This is a genomic window from Streptomyces sp. NPDC091280, assembly GCF_044768565.1.
Taxonomy (GTDB): domain Bacteria; phylum Actinomycetota; class Actinomycetes; order Streptomycetales; family Streptomycetaceae; genus Streptomyces.
The window spans coordinates 1,165,116-1,180,145 of the sequence record NZ_JBIVUZ010000001.1 but is presented as its reverse complement, the minus strand read 5'-3'; the positions used below and the strand labels follow the sequence as shown (position 1 = coordinate 1,180,145).

Here is a 15,030-nt window from a genome sequence, read left to right as displayed (position 1 = left end):
CCGGTCTTGATAATTGGGACAGCATTCGTCGGGCCGGTCGAACAGAATTCCAGAAGCTCGTCCCGGAGCTGCGCCCGGAAGACCGGCGGGGAACGCCCTGGGCCGTGCACGGCGGCAGGGTGCGGAATGGGCATATGCCGAATCGGGGTGGGGAATGGCGGGGAACGGAATGGGCGGCACCGGCCAGGAGGAGCCACTGGAGCGAGTGGCCCGGCTGCTGGAGGCCGCCGAGCGGTTCCTGGCGGAAGCGGCCGGACGGGAGCCGGCCCCAGGGCCGGTCCCCGGGGAACTGCGGGAAGCCGAGAACCTGCTCGCCTCACTGTGCGACACGGTCTCGGACGTGGAGCAGCGCTACGCGTTGTACGAGATGTCCCTGGAGGCCGCAGCGATGCGCTGCGCGCGGGAACCGGCCGACCCTCGGCTCGGTCGCCTGCGGGAGCGGTTCGCCACCGTGTGCACGCTCGCCGCCGACGTGTGCGGCGACGGCGGGCCGGAACCCGAGCGTCTCGCGAAGGTCGACCTGACCTGCGCGTGGGCCTTCCACGTGGCGGACCGCTGGAGCCGTTCGGTGCCCGGCCCGGCGCGCGAGGCGGACGTGGAACTGATCGTGCGGCTGTTGGGCGGCCTCCTGGACGGACCGGACCACCCCTTCGTCGCCGACCCCGCCCGCTGCCGGGCCGTCCTCGGCCTCGTCCTGTCCGACCGGTCGCGTTGCGCGGACCACCGCAACCCCGAACGGCTCGCCGACCGCCGAAATGCCATCGCCCTGCTCGGAGCCGCGCGGGCGGCCGACGATCTCGACACCTCGCTGGAGCCCGTAGTGACCTTCGACTTCGTACAGCTCTCCGTTCTGGACCTCGACGACCGCGTCCGCGCCGACCCCACCGCGGCCACGGCCGAGGTCGGCGCCGAGGAGGCGGCCACCCTCCTCGGCCTGACATCGGAGCTGCTCGACAGCGACGACCCGGAGAGTGCCGTGGAGCTGGGCACGCTCCTGTGTGACCTGCTGCTCGAACTCTCCACCGCCCAGCGCCATCAGGGCTGCGCCGTCGACTGGTACAGGGCGGCGCTCGCTCGTCCCGGCCTCAAGGACGAGAGCGCGCTCGGGCTGAAGAAGGGGCTGGTCCACGCCTTGTGCTCGCGCTCCGAGGAGAACCGGAGCGCGCAGCGGGTCGGCGATCCCACTCCGGCACAGGACCGTGAGGCCGCCGTGGCGCTGGTGGAGGCGGTGCTGGCGGCGCACCCCGCAGCGCGCTCGGCGGACCCGGCCAGGCCCGGGGCCCTTGGCGCGGCGGTGGACGACGAGTTCGTCGCGTACTTCGACACTCTCGTCCAACTGCTCTGGCTCGACCTCTCGGAAGGCGTGCTGGGCGACCGCGAGCACGACCGGCTCGCGGTGTGCGCGCGGCAGCTCGTACCCCTCATCGGACCGGAGGACGACGACCGCGCCGAGGCCGTGCTCAAGGCCGCGATCGTCCTCGGGCAGCGTGCCGTACGACATGGACTGCCCTTGGCCTACGGCGTGGCCGAACAGGCCGTCAAGGGTGGGCGGCCGGAATCCGTCACCGCCATCGAACGCACCGCGCCGGACGTCGTGAGGGATGTACGCGAGGCCGTCGACCTCCTGCGCAGCGGGACGGGGCTCTACCCGCACGACGACGAACTCCACCTCTACGCACAGGGATTCCTGGGGGTCGCGCTGTTGCTGGACTTCGCCTGCCGGCTGCCCGTGGCCGAACCCAAGGTGCTGGGCGAGGCGTTGCGCTGCATGCGGGTCGCGATGGAACGTCTGCCCGAGCGCGCCGGACTGGGGGACGACGACTTCAGGGGCGCGTTCCTCATCGCCCTGATGTATCAGGTCTGGTACACGGAACCCTTCGTGCGCGCGGCGGCCGATCGGAACGACCCGGTACTGCCCGATGTGTCGGGTTTCCCGACGGTCGAGGACGACGTCCAGTTGCTCGACGCGTTGCTCAGCTCGTCCGGCGACGAGGAGCCCCTGATCGCCTTCCTCTCCGTCATGGTGCGGCTGCTGCGATCCCCGAACATGCCACCCTCCGTTGCCGATTCCCGGGCCTGGTCCGAACGGCTGCTGCGGAGCACGCCCCGGCTGGAGGCCGAGGCGACCGGCCTGCGGGTGATCATGCTGGGAATCGGGGGTGCTCTCGGGCTCCGTGTCGAGGAGGCGGGTGAGGCCACCGACGGCGAGCGGAAGGCCACGCGGTTCGCGCTCCAGGAGGCGATCACCCTGCTCCCGAAGGAATCGCCGCTGCGTCCACCCATGGTGGCCGCCCTGAACCGGCTCGGTTCGGGCGACGTACAGCGGCTGCTCGGGCTCCTCCTGAGCTTTTCAGGTGACGAACCGGAAGCTGAGGGCACACCGGAGGCCAGGGACCGGTCACCGGCCGCCGGCGCGCACGCCCCGCAGAACCGGCAGTCGGCACACGACCGTAGCGGGCCGGACGCGTTCGGCGGCCCGGCGGCCCTTCCCGCGGTCCCGGTGCTCGACCTCGGCGCGGCTGTCCTGCTCGGCGACGGTACTCCCGACCCCTTCGCGCTTCCGGCCGTCCGGGTCGCGGAACTGGTCGGCATCGAAGAACCGTTGAGCGCGCCCGCTGCCGCGACCCTGGCCGTGCTGCACCATCACCGCTGGTTGCGGGACCGTGCCGGCCAGGACCTGGAGACCGCTGTCGCCCTCGCGCGTAGGGCGGTGGCCGCCCTCGGTTCGGCCGGCGTCCCGGTCTCCGCCGAGACCGCCCTCGCGGACCGCTGCGCCGAATTCCTGGCCAGGTTGCTCCTGGACCGGCACCTCATTCTCGGCGACCGCACCGACCTCGACGCCGCCGCCCGCGGCTACGGCGCACTTCTCGAACGCACGCCCGAGGACGTGGTGCTGCCCCCGCTGTCCGATCTCCTCGTGGCCGCCGGTGACCCGCGGGTGACCGCACGCCTCTTCCGGCCGACGTCCCAGCAGCGGACGGCTCCTTTCCGCGCCGAACTGATCGCGGTGGTCTTCTCGGGACCCTTGGGGCACCTCACTCCGAACGGTTTCGCGGGCGCGGAGGGCGCACTCCGCGCGCTCCCGGAGAGGCACCCTAGGCGCCCAGCCCTGCACGGCGAGCTCATTCGGCTCCGTGCGGAGCACGCCGTCGCCACAGGAGACCAGGCATCCGCGCGAGCCGCCGCCGAGGAACTCCTCGGCGTCGCCGCCGACTGTCCGGACGAGGGCATGCAGCGCCCGAGCCTGCTCCTCAGGGCCGCGGCGACCCTCTGCGAGCTGTACCAGGCGCAGGGCGCGCGGGTCACCGCAGCCGATGACCCGCACCGCATTCACGACCATGCTGTCGACGCCCTGCTCGACCGTGCCGTCGCCGTGCTCGACACCGAGACCGAGCACGGCTCGCACGGGTACCACGGTTCCCGCAGCCGCTGCGCGTACGGCCTGGGTGTCCTGCTGCTGACCCGCCACCGACGCGGCGGTGACACGGCCGATCTCGGCCGGGCGCTGCGGGTGCTGCGCGACCGGTCGGCGGTGCTGCACACCGCCCCCGGCGATCCGCTGGCCCGGGCGGTCCTCCGGGCGCTCGCCGACGCGCACCGCGCCCACGGTCCCGCTGACGTCGGACACCGCCGGGACGCACGGGACACGGCCCGGACGTTGCTGCACGCGCACGGCCGGGCTGTCCTGCTCCAGTCCGGTACGGGACACGCTCTGGAGTCCGCCCGCGCGGTCGCCTCCGACATGCTCCGCCTCGTGCGCTGGAGTCTGGAGGACGAGGAGCCCGGCACGGCGTACGAGGCGCTGGAACTCGGACGCGGGCTCGTCCTCAACGCTGCCACCGTCGGCGTCACAGTGCCGCAACTGCTGCGCGACGACGGGCACGGAGAGTTGGCCCGCCGCTGGGAGGAAGCGGCGGCCGGCGGCGGACGGCATGTCATCTCCGACGGGCTGCGCCGTCAGGTCCTCCAGGCCTTCGCCGGGAGCGCCGCCGAGAGACGGCTGGTGTCCGCGCCGAGTCCGGGCCGCGTCGGCCAGGCGTTACGGCGGCTCGGGCGCGACGCGCTGGTTTACCTCGTGCCCGGCGAGGACACGGAGACGGGCACGGGCACCAGCGGCCCGTCCACCTCCGGACACGCGGTGATCGTCAGCGCCACCGGCGTGGTGGAGGCACTCGCATTGCCGGGCCTCGTCGTATCCGCGGACAACCCGCTCGGTGCCTACGACTGCGCCGCCGAGGCGTTCCGCAGCGCCGCCCGCGCTGACGACCGGCCAGCCGAGGGCGATCCGGAGGTCATGCACACCAATCACCGGCGCCGACTCGCGCGCCTGGAGCAGCGGTGGCGGGACGCGCTCGACGCGCTGTGCTCCTGGGCGGGCGAGGTGGCGATGGGTCCCGTGCTGTCCGCGTCCCGCACTCGGTACGGCCGTACGCCCAGGTTGGTGCTGGCGCCGGTTGGCGCGCTCGGTGTGGTGCCCTGGCATGCGGCCCGTTGTTCGGACGGCCGGGCCGGTGCGGCCTACGCGTGCCAGCGGGCGGCACTTCGGTACGGTGCCACAGCCCGCCAGCTCACGGAGGTGGCCGACCGGCCCCGCGCTCGGCTCGGCGCGGCATCGGTGGCTGTGGTCGCGGACCCGCAGGGCTCCTGGCGGATGCACCGGGAGGCGGCGTTGGTCGGCTCCCTGTACGAGGGGACACGGGTCGTCGGCGGCCTCGGCGAGCACGCCGCCGCCGCGCGGCCGCCGTTGCCTCCCACCCCGGAGTCCCTGAGGGCGTTCCTGCCCGGCCAGGGTCGGATCCCGACCGCTGTGCTTCATGTCAACTGCCATGCGGACACGGGGATTTCGCCCGCGGACTCGGTGCTCCGACTCACCGCCGGGCAGTGCGTCACGGTCGCGGACGTGCTCGCGGGAGCCGTCGACCGGGATCCCGGGACACCCGGAGGGACGGTCGTCCTGGCCAACTGCACCAGCGATCTGACGGTGAGTGATCACGACGAGGCACTCACGCTGTCCACGGCCTTCCTCAGCGCGGGCGCCACCGCGGTGGTCGGGTCGCGATGGGACGTGGCCGACGATCCGAGGACGACCGCGCTGATGCTCGTCCTCCATCACCGGTTGCGCGCCGGAGACCCGGCCGGAGACGCGTTGCGGGCCGCCCAGCTGTGGATGCTCGACCCGCATCGGACCGTGCCGGACGAACTCGCCGCGTGCGAGGGTGTGTTCAGGGAGGCGGAGCAGCGCGGCATGGACGAACTGGAGGTGTGGTCCGCCTTCGCCCACCACGGGCAGTAGCCGTACCGGGCGGCTCAGGGCTCCGCTTCGTCGATGCGCAGGTCCCGGCGCATCGTCCGGCGTAGTTCGGTCAGCATCGTCCAAGCGGACTGGACCCGCTGCCCGCACTCGGGCGGGGCCGGCGGGCGGGAGACGTCGGACAGGGACTTCTTCAGCACGCCGTAGTGGTCATTCAGCCTGCGGCTCACCGCCGACGCCGCTTCGAGGACCGAGCCCGGCAACAGCATCTGCGCTTCCGCGTAGCTCGCCCGGAAGGCGGTGCGAGCCTCGTCCATGGCCTCGACGTGACTGGTCACGTCCGTGCCGGTGCGCAGTGCGTGCACGACATTGACCTGCGTGGTCTGATACTGCCGGGCCGCGGCGTTGAAGGAGACGTAACAGGAGCGCAGCCGGGCGTGTGCCTCGGCCCGGCGCGCCTCGGCCCGCTGCTCGTGGGCGTCCGCCAACTCCAGCGCTCGCATCCGCTCGGCGTGTGCCCGGTCCGCCGCGTGCTGTCCGCGCAGGGTGTCGATCTCCAGCCGCTTGACACGGTCGGCCCTGACCTGGGTGACCAGCGCCGCGCTCAGTGTGCCGCCCACGCCGACGAGCGCCACGAGAAGTGCCAACCAAGACTGCGTCACGCCGCTCTCCCCCGGTTTCCGTCCGCTCACCGCTCGATACAGGTGCCTGCTGGGCATGCCTCACCGATCCGGCTCTGGGTCGATTCGTCCCCACTCGCCCGACGTCATTGTGCGGTCGAACTGCCCTTGTTGTCCTGGATGGGACGTACCCGCCCCAGCTCGGCTCAGCCCTCTGCTCGGGTCTGCTCACGCCGAACAGTTGTGGCCCACGGCGCCGTAAATCCAACTTCCGGCTTGGTTGCCATGGAACCGACGAAGCCGCCACACCTCGCCGCCCCCTCCGACTACTCTGCGGACGCGCCGCGTCACTCAGCGCGGCCGATCGAGGAGGCGGCCCGTGTCAACGTCCTGCGACCCCAAGTACGCTCCCGTCGGCGACGTCGGAGCGGTCCTCATGATGATCGACTCCCGGCTGAAGTCCGTCCACGACGGCAGGTCCGGCACCGACCCCGAAGAGCGGGCGCTGATGGACCAGTTGATCGCGTCCATGGGCCCGGGCGGACTCGACGATCTCCTCAACGGCGCCTGCACGCTCATCTATATGTTCATGACCTGGCTGCGGAAGGCCCACGAGAGCCAGGGCAAGGACGTCGTCGAGTACGTGGTGCCCACGCTGGTCGCCACGATGCGGATGATGCCGAGGAGCTGCCCGCCCGAGGCCGTCCCCATGATGGCCGGCCTGACCATCGCCGCGGGCACGGGCCTCAGCCCCAACCTGTGGCGCCGCCAGTACGGCGACTGGACCAAGGAGGAGATGACCCCGCTGGAGGCCACGGTGTTCCTCCTCGCGGAACACGTCAACCGCGTCGCGGACGACCCGGAGTTCGCCGTCCGTATGGTCATCGACGCGTTGACGCGCGCGGACGGAGCACACGGAAAGGACTGACGGCTACCCGCGCGGCAACGACGTGTTCGTGATCGGCAGTGCCTGTCGCGCCCCCGTCACGTACATGTCCCTCGGTGCCGTGCGGAGCGTGAACGTGTCGTCGTAGCCCGTGACGCGGACCGACAGGGCGAAGGAGCCGTCGTACGTGGCGATCGTCCGTACGTCGTACTCCTGCTCCCAGTACGTCTGGAGGAAGACCTCGGTGCCGGCGGGCTGGACGCCCTTGGGGAGGGTGACCCGGCCTGTGACCGTGAGGATGTCGCCGGACTTCACCTTCTTCTTGCTGACCCGGTAACTGACCGAGCTGGTACGGGCGTTGGCGTTCACCGTGGTGTCCGCGTAGTAGCCGTCCTGCGGGGTGTCGAGGTCGCCGTCCACGTCGTAGAGGGCCGTGATCTCCACCCCCTGCTGGACGTTGAGCAGGCTGCTGCCGCTCGTGTGGTCGATCGCGACGTCGGGGACGGTGAACCTCCCGTTCGCGTCGGTGACCGGCGTGCCCAGGTCGCGCGGCTCGTAGTAGGTGGGGTCGATCGGGTCGCCCCACGGGTTCCAGGTGGTGAAACGGACGACTTCCTGGACCGTGACGGGGATGTTCGGCGCGGGCGTGCCATCCGCCTCGGTGACCGTGCCGATGACGTCGACATGGCGGTTGTCGTGGCTGGTGGCGGTCGGGTCGGTCGTCACCTTCAGCACGTAGGCGTCACCGGGGGACGCGTCCGAGGGCGTCGCGGAGGCGGCGGGCGCGGACAGGGCGCCGGTGGTGAGCAGCAGCAGCGCGCCGGTAGCGGCGAGCCGCGTCGGCAGGGGCTTCCTGGTCATGGGGCGACTCCAACGTCGGTCGGGAGTGCGGGAGTTGCGCCGCGAGGGTGCGACGCAGCAGGTTCGACCGGTGGAGCGGGGCGGGAGTTGTTCCGTTCGCCGTCGCTGTTACGCGGCTGTGGCGGGCGGTTGATTTGTCCCGGTTGCGGGTTCACCTCGATGTCGGCTGCGAGCGGCCCGCCGTCCTCCTACGACGCCGAAGGGCGCCCCGCGAGCCGATCGCGGGGCGCCCTTCCTCGTCGTGGGAGAGAAGTCAGAGCTTCTCGATGACGTAGTCGATGCACTTGGTCAGTGCCTCGACGTCCGCCGGGTCGATCGCCGGGAACATCGCCACGCGGAGCTGGTTGCGGCCGAGCTTGCGGTAGGGCTCGGTGTCGACGATGCCGTTGGCGCGCAGGACCTTGGCGACGGCCGCCGCGTCGATCTCGTCGGCGAAGTCGATGGTGCCGATGACCTGCGAGCGCTTGGTGGGGTCGGACACGAACGGGGTCGCGTGCTTCGACTCCTCCGCCCAGCCGTAGAGGCGGCCGGACGAGTCCTTCGTGCGGGCCGTCGACCAGGCCAGGCCACCCTGGCCGTTGATCCACTCCAGCTGCTCGTTGAGGAGGAACAGGGTGGACAGGGCCGGGGTGTTGTACGTCTGGTTCTTGCGCGAGTTGTCGATCGCGGTCGGGAGCGAGAAGAACTCCGGGACGTGGCGGCCGGAGGCGTGGACGCGCTCCGCGCGCTCGATCGCCGCGGGGGAGAACACGCCGATCCACAGGCCGCCGTCGGAGGCGAAGGACTTCTGCGGGGCGAAGTAGTAGACGTCCGTCTCGGACACGTCCACCGGGAGACCGCCCGCGCCCGACGTCGCGTCCACCAGGACCAGCGCGCCCTCGTCGGCACCCGCGACGCGCTTGACCGGCGCGGCCACACCCGTCGACGTCTCGTTGTGCGTGAAGGCGTAGACGTCCACGCCCGCCTCCGCCACCGGCTCCGGGTGCGTGCCGGGGTCGGACGCGATGACGGTCGGCTCGGCCAGCCACGGGGCCAGCTTGGCCGCCTTGGCGAACTTGGAGCTGAACTCGCCGAAGTTCAGGTGCTGCGACTTGTTCTCGATGAGGCCGTGGGTCGCGACGTCCCAGAACGCCGTCGAGCCGCCGTTGCCGAGGATCACCTCGTAGCCCTCGGGGAGCGAGAACAGCGCGGAGACGCCCTCGCGCACCTTGCCGACCAGGTTCTTGACCGGGGCCTGGCGGTGGGAGGTGCCGAGCAGGGACGTACCGGTGGCGGCCAGCGCGTCCAGCGCCTCCGTCCGCACCTTGGAGGGGCCAGCGCCGAAACGTCCGTCGGCGGGCTTGATGTCAGCGGGAATCTCGATATCAGCCACGAGCCGGAGCGTATCGCCTCGGCGAAACCGGACGGAAACGCGTCCGTTCGATGAGACGGCCGGAGCGGCGACCCCTCCGGCCCGTGGACGGACGGCGGACGGCGGGCGGCGGGCGGGCTACGGTGCCAGGCGTACCGGCAGCTCGAAGATGTCGTTCTGCGTCACCACCGGCTTGTTGCGCAGCTCGGACGCCGCGACCGCCAGGTCCAGCTGCGGGAAACGCTCGTAGAGCGCCGGGAGCGCCACGTCCGCCTCCAGCCGGGACAGCGCCGCGCCGGGGCAGACGTGCGGGCCGTGCCCGAAGGAGATGTGCCGGTTCTCGCTGGTGCGGGTGATGTCGAACTCGCCCGCCGTCGGACCGTGCGCCTGCTCGTCGCGGCCGATCGCGGCGTACGACACGATCAGCGCGTCCCCGGCTGGGAGGACCTGGTCGCCGACCTGGACGTCCTCCGTGGCGAACCGGATCAGGACGTGCGAGGTGGGCGTGGAGTGGCGCAGGGTCTCCTCGACCACCGAGGACCAGTCGGCCTCGCCGGCCAGGACCAGGGCGCGCTGGACGGGGTGCGTCGACAGGTTGACGACCGCGTTGACGATCAGCGAGATCGTCGTCTCGTGGCCCGCCGCGACCATCAGTTGCAGCGTGGAGACGATCTCCTCGTCGGTGAGGTGGTCGCCGTCCTCGGAGGCGGCGATCAGGGCCGACGTCAGGTCGTCGCCCGGCTCGGCGCGCTTGGCCGCGACCGTCGCCGCCATGATGCCCGCGAGTTCCGTGAGCGTCGCGATCACCTCGGCCGGCGGGGTCTGCGTCGAGAAGAACTTCTCGAACAGCTCCTTCAGGCGCGGGAGTCGGGACTCCGCTATGCCCATCAGGTCGGCGATCACATACATGGGGAGCGGGTAGGCGAACTCCGCCTTCAGATCGACCACGTCGCCGTCGAGGCCGTCGAGGCCGTCGAGGAGGCCCTCGGTCAGCTTCGCGATCCGCTCCCGCAGCTGCTCCACCCGGCGCGGGGTGAGCGCCTGCGCGACCAGCGTGCGCATCCGGCGGTGGTCCGCGCCGTCCACGGTCAGCATGGAACGGCCCGGGTTCGCCAGCCCGATCAGCGGCCAGTCCGCGGGGATCTCCCCGCGCTGCCAGGCCCCCCAGACGTTGATGTCCTTCACCAGCCGCGGATCCGTGAGCAGCTGTTTCGCCTCCGCGTGATGGGTCACGGCCCATACGGGCACCCCACCGGGGAGTTCCACGGCGGCCAGCGGACCGGCCGCCCGAAGCCTGGCGCTCTCGCCGTCCAGGTCGCCGACGAAGGGGTCGAGAACGATGCGCGTGCTGGTCATACGGGATGCCTCCAAGGGCGTGACGGGCGCGGGACGTGACGTACGGGGGGCGTACGCGGGACGTGACAGGCGCGGGACGTACGCGGGATCAGAGCGCGGGCACGGGTGTGAAACGCACCGGCAGCGCGGTCAGGCCCCGCAGCCACGGCGAGGGCCGGCGCGTCAGGGACTCGGCCGGGACCGCCAGGTCGATGTCCGGCAGCCGGTCCAGTACGACCTCGATGCCCGTCCGCGCGATGACCTCGGCGACCTCCTGCGCGGGGAAGGGACACCGGTGCTCCCCGTGCCCGAAGGAGAAGTGCGCGTTGTTGCCGCCGGTGAGCGAGGCGCCGTCGGTGCGGACCTGGGGGTCGGAGTTGGCGCCCTGGAGGCCGAGCAGCAGCAGGTCGCCGCTGCGGATGCGCCGGCCGCCGAGCTGGGTGTCCCGGGAGGCCCAGCGCCCGGCCACGTTCTGGGTGGGGGTGTCCTCCCACAGGACCTCGTTCATCGCCTCGGCGACACTGTTGCGGCCACCGAAGAGGGAGGCCGCGAAACGGTCGTCCGTCAGCATCAGCCGCAGCGAGTTGCCGATCCAGTCGGCGGTCGGCTGGTGGCCGGCCGCCATCATCACCATCAGGTCCTGCGCGATCTCCAGATCGGAGAAACCGGAGCTGTGCGTGAGCATCCGCGACACGACGTCGTCGGCCGGCTCGGCCTTCCGGTCGGCCAGCAACTGCCCCATGGAACCGGCCAGATGAGTCTGCCCGGCGATGGCCCGCTCGCGCCCGTCGATCATGTCGTTGAGGGCGGTGACGAGCCCCGGGCCCTGCTCGTCCCGGAAGCCGTAGAGCCGGGCCAGCACCCGCACCGGCAGCAGCATCGCGTAGTCGCCGACGAGGTCCGTCTCCCCCTTGGCGCAGATCCCGTCGATCAGCTCGTCCGCGAACTTCTCGGCGTACGACCGCAGTTCGGACGGGTCGACGGCCTCCAGCGCGTCGCTGATCATGCCGACGCGCTCGCGGTGCCGTTCGCCGACCGTGTACAGGATCGACGGCTGCCTGCGGCCGATCATCGGCAGCAGCGGCCAGTCGTCGGGGATGTGGTCCCACTGGCTCCACAGGTCCGAGTCACGGCTGAACAGGACCGGATCGCCGGTGACCTGGTGCAGTTCGCGGTAGCCGAGCACCAGCCAGGCCGGGATGTCGCCGTCCAGCACCACGGGCGTCACGGCGCCGTGCTCGCGCCGCATCTCCCGGTACAGCCGCGCCGGTTCGGTCTGGAACCTGGGTCCACTCAGCGGTACGGGCGCGGTCACAGAGCCAACTCCTGGTGCGGGACGGGGACATGCGGGCGGGCGGGGTCCTGGGCGCCGTGGCCGCCGCGGACGTGCTCGACCAGGGTGATCAGGACCTGCTTCGCGGACGCGCGGGAGCGGGCGTCGCAGTCCAGGAGGGGGACGTGCGGGTCGAGGTCGAGGGCCTCGCGGATCTGCCGCGGGGTGTACGTGGGGCCGCCGAAGTCGTTGCAGGCCACGATGAAGGGGGTGCCGTGGTGTTCGAGGCGGTCGATGGCGTACCAGGAGTCGCCGATACGGCGGGTGTCGACGAGGACGACCGCGCCGAGCGTCCCGGAGAACAGCCGGTCCCACAGGAACCAGAACCGTTCCTGGCCGGGCGCGCCGAACAGGTACAGCACGTTGTGGGCGTCGAGCGTGATGCGGCCGAAGTCGAAGGCGACGGTCGTCGCGGACTTGCCGCGCACCTCGCTGATGTCGTCGACGGCCTCGCCGGCCTTCGTCATCGTCTCCTCGGTGTTGAGGGGACGTATCTCGCTGACCGAACGGACCAGCGTGGTCTTGCCGACGCCGAAGCCGCCGACGACCACGATCTTGAGGCCGTTGTCGGCGCTGGCACCCAGCGGGGTGCGGGCCTTGTCGGCCGCGTCAGAGGTTGCGGAGTCCAACGAGCACCTGTTCCAGGACGTCGGGATCGGACACGGCCTTGCGCGGATGCCGGGCACTGACCCGGCCGGCCGCGAGAAGGTCGGAGAGGAGGATCTTGGTGATGCTCACCGGGAGCTTCAGTTCGGCCGCCAACTCCACCACTGCCGTGGGGTGTTCGGCGAGCCGCAGGATCGCCGCGTGCTCCGACTGCATCCCGGTCGCCGGATCGCACTCGGCGACCACCAGGGTCACCAGGTCGAACGGGTTGTCCGGTGCGGAACGGGTGCGGCCCCCGGTGAGCGTGTAGAGGCGGTCGGGCGAGTCGTCCCTGCCGGGGCGGCTCATGACGTACGGGGTTCCGCGCGCAGGTGCTCGCCGAGCTGCTCGACCAGCTCGCTCATGTTGTGCCCGATCAGACCCGCGTCCGCGTCCTCCGCGGTGACCAGGGCCAGATGCGCGCCCTCGCCCGCCTCGACGATGAACAGCACCCCGCCGTGGAACTCCGTCATCGCGGAGCGCACGCCCCCGCTGCCGTCGCCGAACTCCACCGACGCGCCGTGCGACAGGGACTGGATCCCGGCGGCGATGGCGGCGAGCTGGTCGGCCTGGTCGACGGAGAGTTCGGGCGTCCGGCACAGCTTCAGGCCGTCCCGGGACAGCACGAGCGCGTGGCGCGCGCCCGGGGTGCGCTCCAACAGGCCCTCGATGAGCCAGGTGAGCTTCTCGTCGGCGGTGGTCGTGCCGGTCATGAGGTGGGGTTGCCTTCCGGGTGCGGGTGGGTGAGGGACGTGGTGGACTCGGCGTACTCCGGCTGCGGCTCCGACTCGGGCGTCGGCTCCGACTCCCGTACGGACGCGGGCTGTTCGGCGGCCGACGGTTCGGCCGCCGTCTCGTCGTCGGACTCCGTCACGTCCGTCAGCTGTTCGGTCATCGCGCCGCGTACGGCCTGGCGGAAGCTGTTGAAGCGGGCGGTCCTGGCCAGGGTGTCGTCGGCCGTGGGCGCGGGGTGCGGCAGCAGCGGAGCCGCGGCCTCCACCCGCGCGCGGGAACGCTCGGCCGCCGCCAGCGCCTGCCCCCGGCGCCGCTTCGGCAGGCCCTCAGGGAGCCCGCTCGGGCTGTCCGGCCGCGACTCGGCCAGGACCTCCGACAAGGCGTCCGACAACTCCTCGCGGTCCGCCGACTCGTGCGTGGGGACCGGGTCCGGGTCGAGGTCGGAGCCGGCGCGCGCGGAGGCGTACGACACCCGCAGCTGTCCCGGGACGACCGGCTCCGCCGAGGCCTGCGGCTCCCGGACCGACTCCCGGACCGACTCCCGGACCGGCTCCGGGGCCGGCGCGGCGGTCACCGGCTCGGCCGGCGCGACGGCCTCCTGCGGGGCGGCCGGGGTGTCCTGCGGCACCAGGATGTCCTGCGGCACGAGCATCAGCACACCCGTGCCGCCCCGCGCGGAGGGCCGGTACGACACCTTCAGCCCGTACTTGCGGGCCAGCCGCCCGACGACCGCGAGGCCCAGCCGGGTGCCGGTGAGACCGCCCAGCTCGGCGGAGTCACCGCTCACCGCCCGCTCCGCGCGCCGGAGTTGGATGTCGCCCATGACCAGGCCGCTGTCCTCCACGGACACGATGACCCCGGCCGGCACCTCCTCGACGTACACATGCACTTCGGCGGTGGGCGGCGAGAAGTTCGCGGCGTTGTCGAGGAGTTCGGCGAGCGCGTGCATCACGCCCTCGGCCGCGTGCCCGGCGACGGCGGCCTCGCTCGTGGAGTGCACCCGCACCCGCTGGTAGCCGCTGATCCGGCCCATCGCGCCGCGCAGGATCGACTCCATGGCGATCGGGCGGGCCCAACGACGGCCGGACCGGGCGCCGGTGAGCACGGCCACGGAGTCGGCGAGGCGGCCCGCCTGCGCGGTGCGGTGGTCGAGGTGCAGCAGATCGGCGAGGACGTCCTCGTCGGAGTGCCGTTCCTCCATCACCCGCAGGTCGGCGAGCATGCCGGTCGCCAGCGCCTGCATCCGGCCGGCCGCGTTGGCGGTGGCGGAGAGCGCGGCGGCGCGTTCGTGGGCGTCCCGGTGCGCCCGCTCGGACAACTGCTTGTTCTCGGCGGTCAGTCGGGCCCGCTCCAGGGTGGCTTCCTCCGTGAGCCGGGTGCGTTCCTCCGCGAAGGACGTGGTGAGCCGCAGCCGCTCCTGGGAGAACTCGGAGGTCAACCGGGCGCGTTCCTGGGTGAGTTCCGTGGTCAGCCGGGCCCGCTCGTGGGTCAGCTCCTCGGTCAGCTGGACCCGTTCGCGGTCCAACTCCGTGCTCAGCCGGGCCCGTTCCTGCATCAGCCGGCCCGCGTCCAGGGTGACGGCCTCCAGCCGGCGGCGGGTGACGCGGGCGGTCTGGTAGGCGTGTGCCGCCGCCGCGACGGCCGCGCACAGCAGCAGCGCGCCGGCGCCGGCCGCGCAGGCGACCGCGAGGCGCTGCGAGCGGGGTGCCACGGAGACCGCGCCGGCGACCGCGAGTCCGGCCAGGACGGCGGTGAGCAGCGGGGCGGGGGCGAGGGCGCGGAAGGTGGGCCGTTCGCCGGGAAGCATGGGGGCGGTCATGAAGGGGGTCCTCGGTCGGTCCTCGGGCGTCTTTGGTCGTGGTCCTCTGTCGTCCTCGGTCGTGTCCTCGGGGGGTGCTCGTCGGGTTCCTGGGCGAGAAGCGACACCGGGTGCTCAACTGTCGGTCACTATATGAGAGTTAGTGATCGAACTGGGGAGGTTCTGGATGCGTTTACAGAATCCGTCCATGCTGG

The 15,030-nt window shown here is 71.9% G+C and carries 11 protein-coding genes; 2 read left to right on the top strand and 9 right to left on the bottom strand.

Annotated features, from left to right (window positions below):
- Nucleotides 1–154 precede the first annotated feature (154 nt).
- The gene (locus tag ACIQPR_RS05440; protein WP_403642217.1) at nt 155–5,293 is read left to right on the top strand and encodes a CHAT domain-containing protein; all 5,139 of its coding nucleotides are present in this window, start codon (nt 155–157) and stop codon (nt 5,291–5,293) included.
- Between the two features lie 14 nt (nt 5,294–5,307).
- Here the strand turns inward: ACIQPR_RS05440 and ACIQPR_RS05435 are convergent, their stop codons facing one another.
- Complete coding sequence (locus ACIQPR_RS05435) at nt 5,308–5,913, bottom strand: hypothetical protein (RefSeq protein ID WP_403642215.1); 606 nt, start codon at nt 5,911–5,913, stop codon at nt 5,308–5,310.
- Between the two features lie 337 nt (nt 5,914–6,250).
- On the opposite strand from ACIQPR_RS05435, the gene ACIQPR_RS05430 reads away from it, so the two are divergent.
- Nucleotides 6,251–6,799: a hypothetical protein gene (locus ACIQPR_RS05430; RefSeq protein WP_403642212.1), complete on the top strand. Its 549-nt coding sequence runs from the start codon at nt 6,251–6,253 to the stop codon at nt 6,797–6,799.
- Between the two features lie 3 nt (nt 6,800–6,802).
- Here the strand turns inward: ACIQPR_RS05430 and ACIQPR_RS05425 are convergent, their stop codons facing one another.
- The 8 genes from ACIQPR_RS05425 to ACIQPR_RS05390 all read right to left on the bottom strand — a co-directional run bounded on the left by ACIQPR_RS05425 (nt 6,803) and on the right by ACIQPR_RS05390 (nt 14,836).
- Nucleotides 6,803–7,618, bottom strand: coding sequence for an acyl carrier protein (locus ACIQPR_RS05425; protein WP_403642209.1), 816 nt, complete (start codon nt 7,616–7,618; stop codon nt 6,803–6,805).
- A gap of 253 nt (nt 7,619–7,871) precedes the next feature.
- Nucleotides 7,872–8,990: a phosphoserine transaminase gene (gene serC, locus ACIQPR_RS05420; RefSeq protein ID WP_403642208.1), complete on the bottom strand. Its 1,119-nt coding sequence runs from the start codon at nt 8,988–8,990 to the stop codon at nt 7,872–7,874.
- A gap of 117 nt (nt 8,991–9,107) precedes the next feature.
- On the bottom strand, nt 9,108–10,325 hold the full coding sequence (locus tag ACIQPR_RS05415) for a cytochrome P450 (RefSeq protein WP_403642206.1): 1,218 nt from the start codon (nt 10,323–10,325) through the stop codon (nt 9,108–9,110).
- Nucleotides 10,326–10,413: 88 nt separating this feature from the next.
- Nucleotides 10,414–11,619: a cytochrome P450 gene (locus tag ACIQPR_RS05410; RefSeq protein WP_403642204.1), complete on the bottom strand. Its 1,206-nt coding sequence runs from the start codon at nt 11,617–11,619 to the stop codon at nt 10,414–10,416.
- Nucleotides 11,616–12,266 (bottom strand): GTP-binding protein, encoded by a 651-nt coding sequence (locus tag ACIQPR_RS05405; RefSeq protein ID WP_403642202.1) that lies wholly within the window; start codon nt 12,264–12,266, stop codon nt 11,616–11,618. The genes ACIQPR_RS05410 and ACIQPR_RS05405 overlap by 4 nt, the downstream gene beginning before the upstream one ends.
- On the bottom strand, nt 12,247–12,591 hold the full coding sequence (locus tag ACIQPR_RS05400) for a DUF742 domain-containing protein (RefSeq protein ID WP_403642199.1): 345 nt from the start codon (nt 12,589–12,591) through the stop codon (nt 12,247–12,249). The genes ACIQPR_RS05405 and ACIQPR_RS05400 overlap by 20 nt, the downstream gene beginning before the upstream one ends.
- The gene (locus ACIQPR_RS05395; protein ID WP_403642196.1) at nt 12,588–12,995 is read right to left on the bottom strand and encodes a roadblock/LC7 domain-containing protein; all 408 of its coding nucleotides are present in this window, start codon (nt 12,993–12,995) and stop codon (nt 12,588–12,590) included. The genes ACIQPR_RS05400 and ACIQPR_RS05395 overlap by 4 nt, the downstream gene beginning before the upstream one ends.
- The gene (locus ACIQPR_RS05390) at nt 12,992–14,836 is read right to left on the bottom strand and encodes an ATP-binding protein (RefSeq protein ID WP_403642193.1); all 1,845 of its coding nucleotides are present in this window, start codon (nt 14,834–14,836) and stop codon (nt 12,992–12,994) included. Before ACIQPR_RS05390 ends, ACIQPR_RS05395 begins: the two co-directional genes overlap by 4 nt.
- Nucleotides 14,837–15,030 lie beyond the last annotated feature (194 nt).

Excerpts from the sequence above, each read along its gene's own strand:
- ACIQPR_RS05440 (WP_403642217.1), top strand. The coding sequence starts at position 155 with ATGGCGGGGAACGGAATGGGCGGCACCGGCCAGGAGGAGCCACTGGAG.
- ACIQPR_RS05425 (WP_403642209.1), bottom strand. The coding sequence starts at position 7,618 with ATGACCAGGAAGCCCCTGCCGACGCGGCTCGCCGCTACCGGCGCGCTG.
- ACIQPR_RS05415 (WP_403642206.1), bottom strand. The coding sequence starts at position 10,325 with ATGACCAGCACGCGCATCGTTCTCGACCCCTTCGTCGGCGACCTGGAC.
- ACIQPR_RS05400 (WP_403642199.1), bottom strand. The coding sequence starts at position 12,591 with ATGAGCCGCCCCGGCAGGGACGACTCGCCCGACCGCCTCTACACGCTC.
- ACIQPR_RS05395 (WP_403642196.1), bottom strand. The coding sequence starts at position 12,995 with ATGACCGGCACGACCACCGCCGACGAGAAGCTCACCTGGCTCATCGAG.
- ACIQPR_RS05390 (WP_403642193.1), bottom strand. The coding sequence starts at position 14,836 with ATGACCGCCCCCATGCTTCCCGGCGAACGGCCCACCTTCCGCGCCCTC.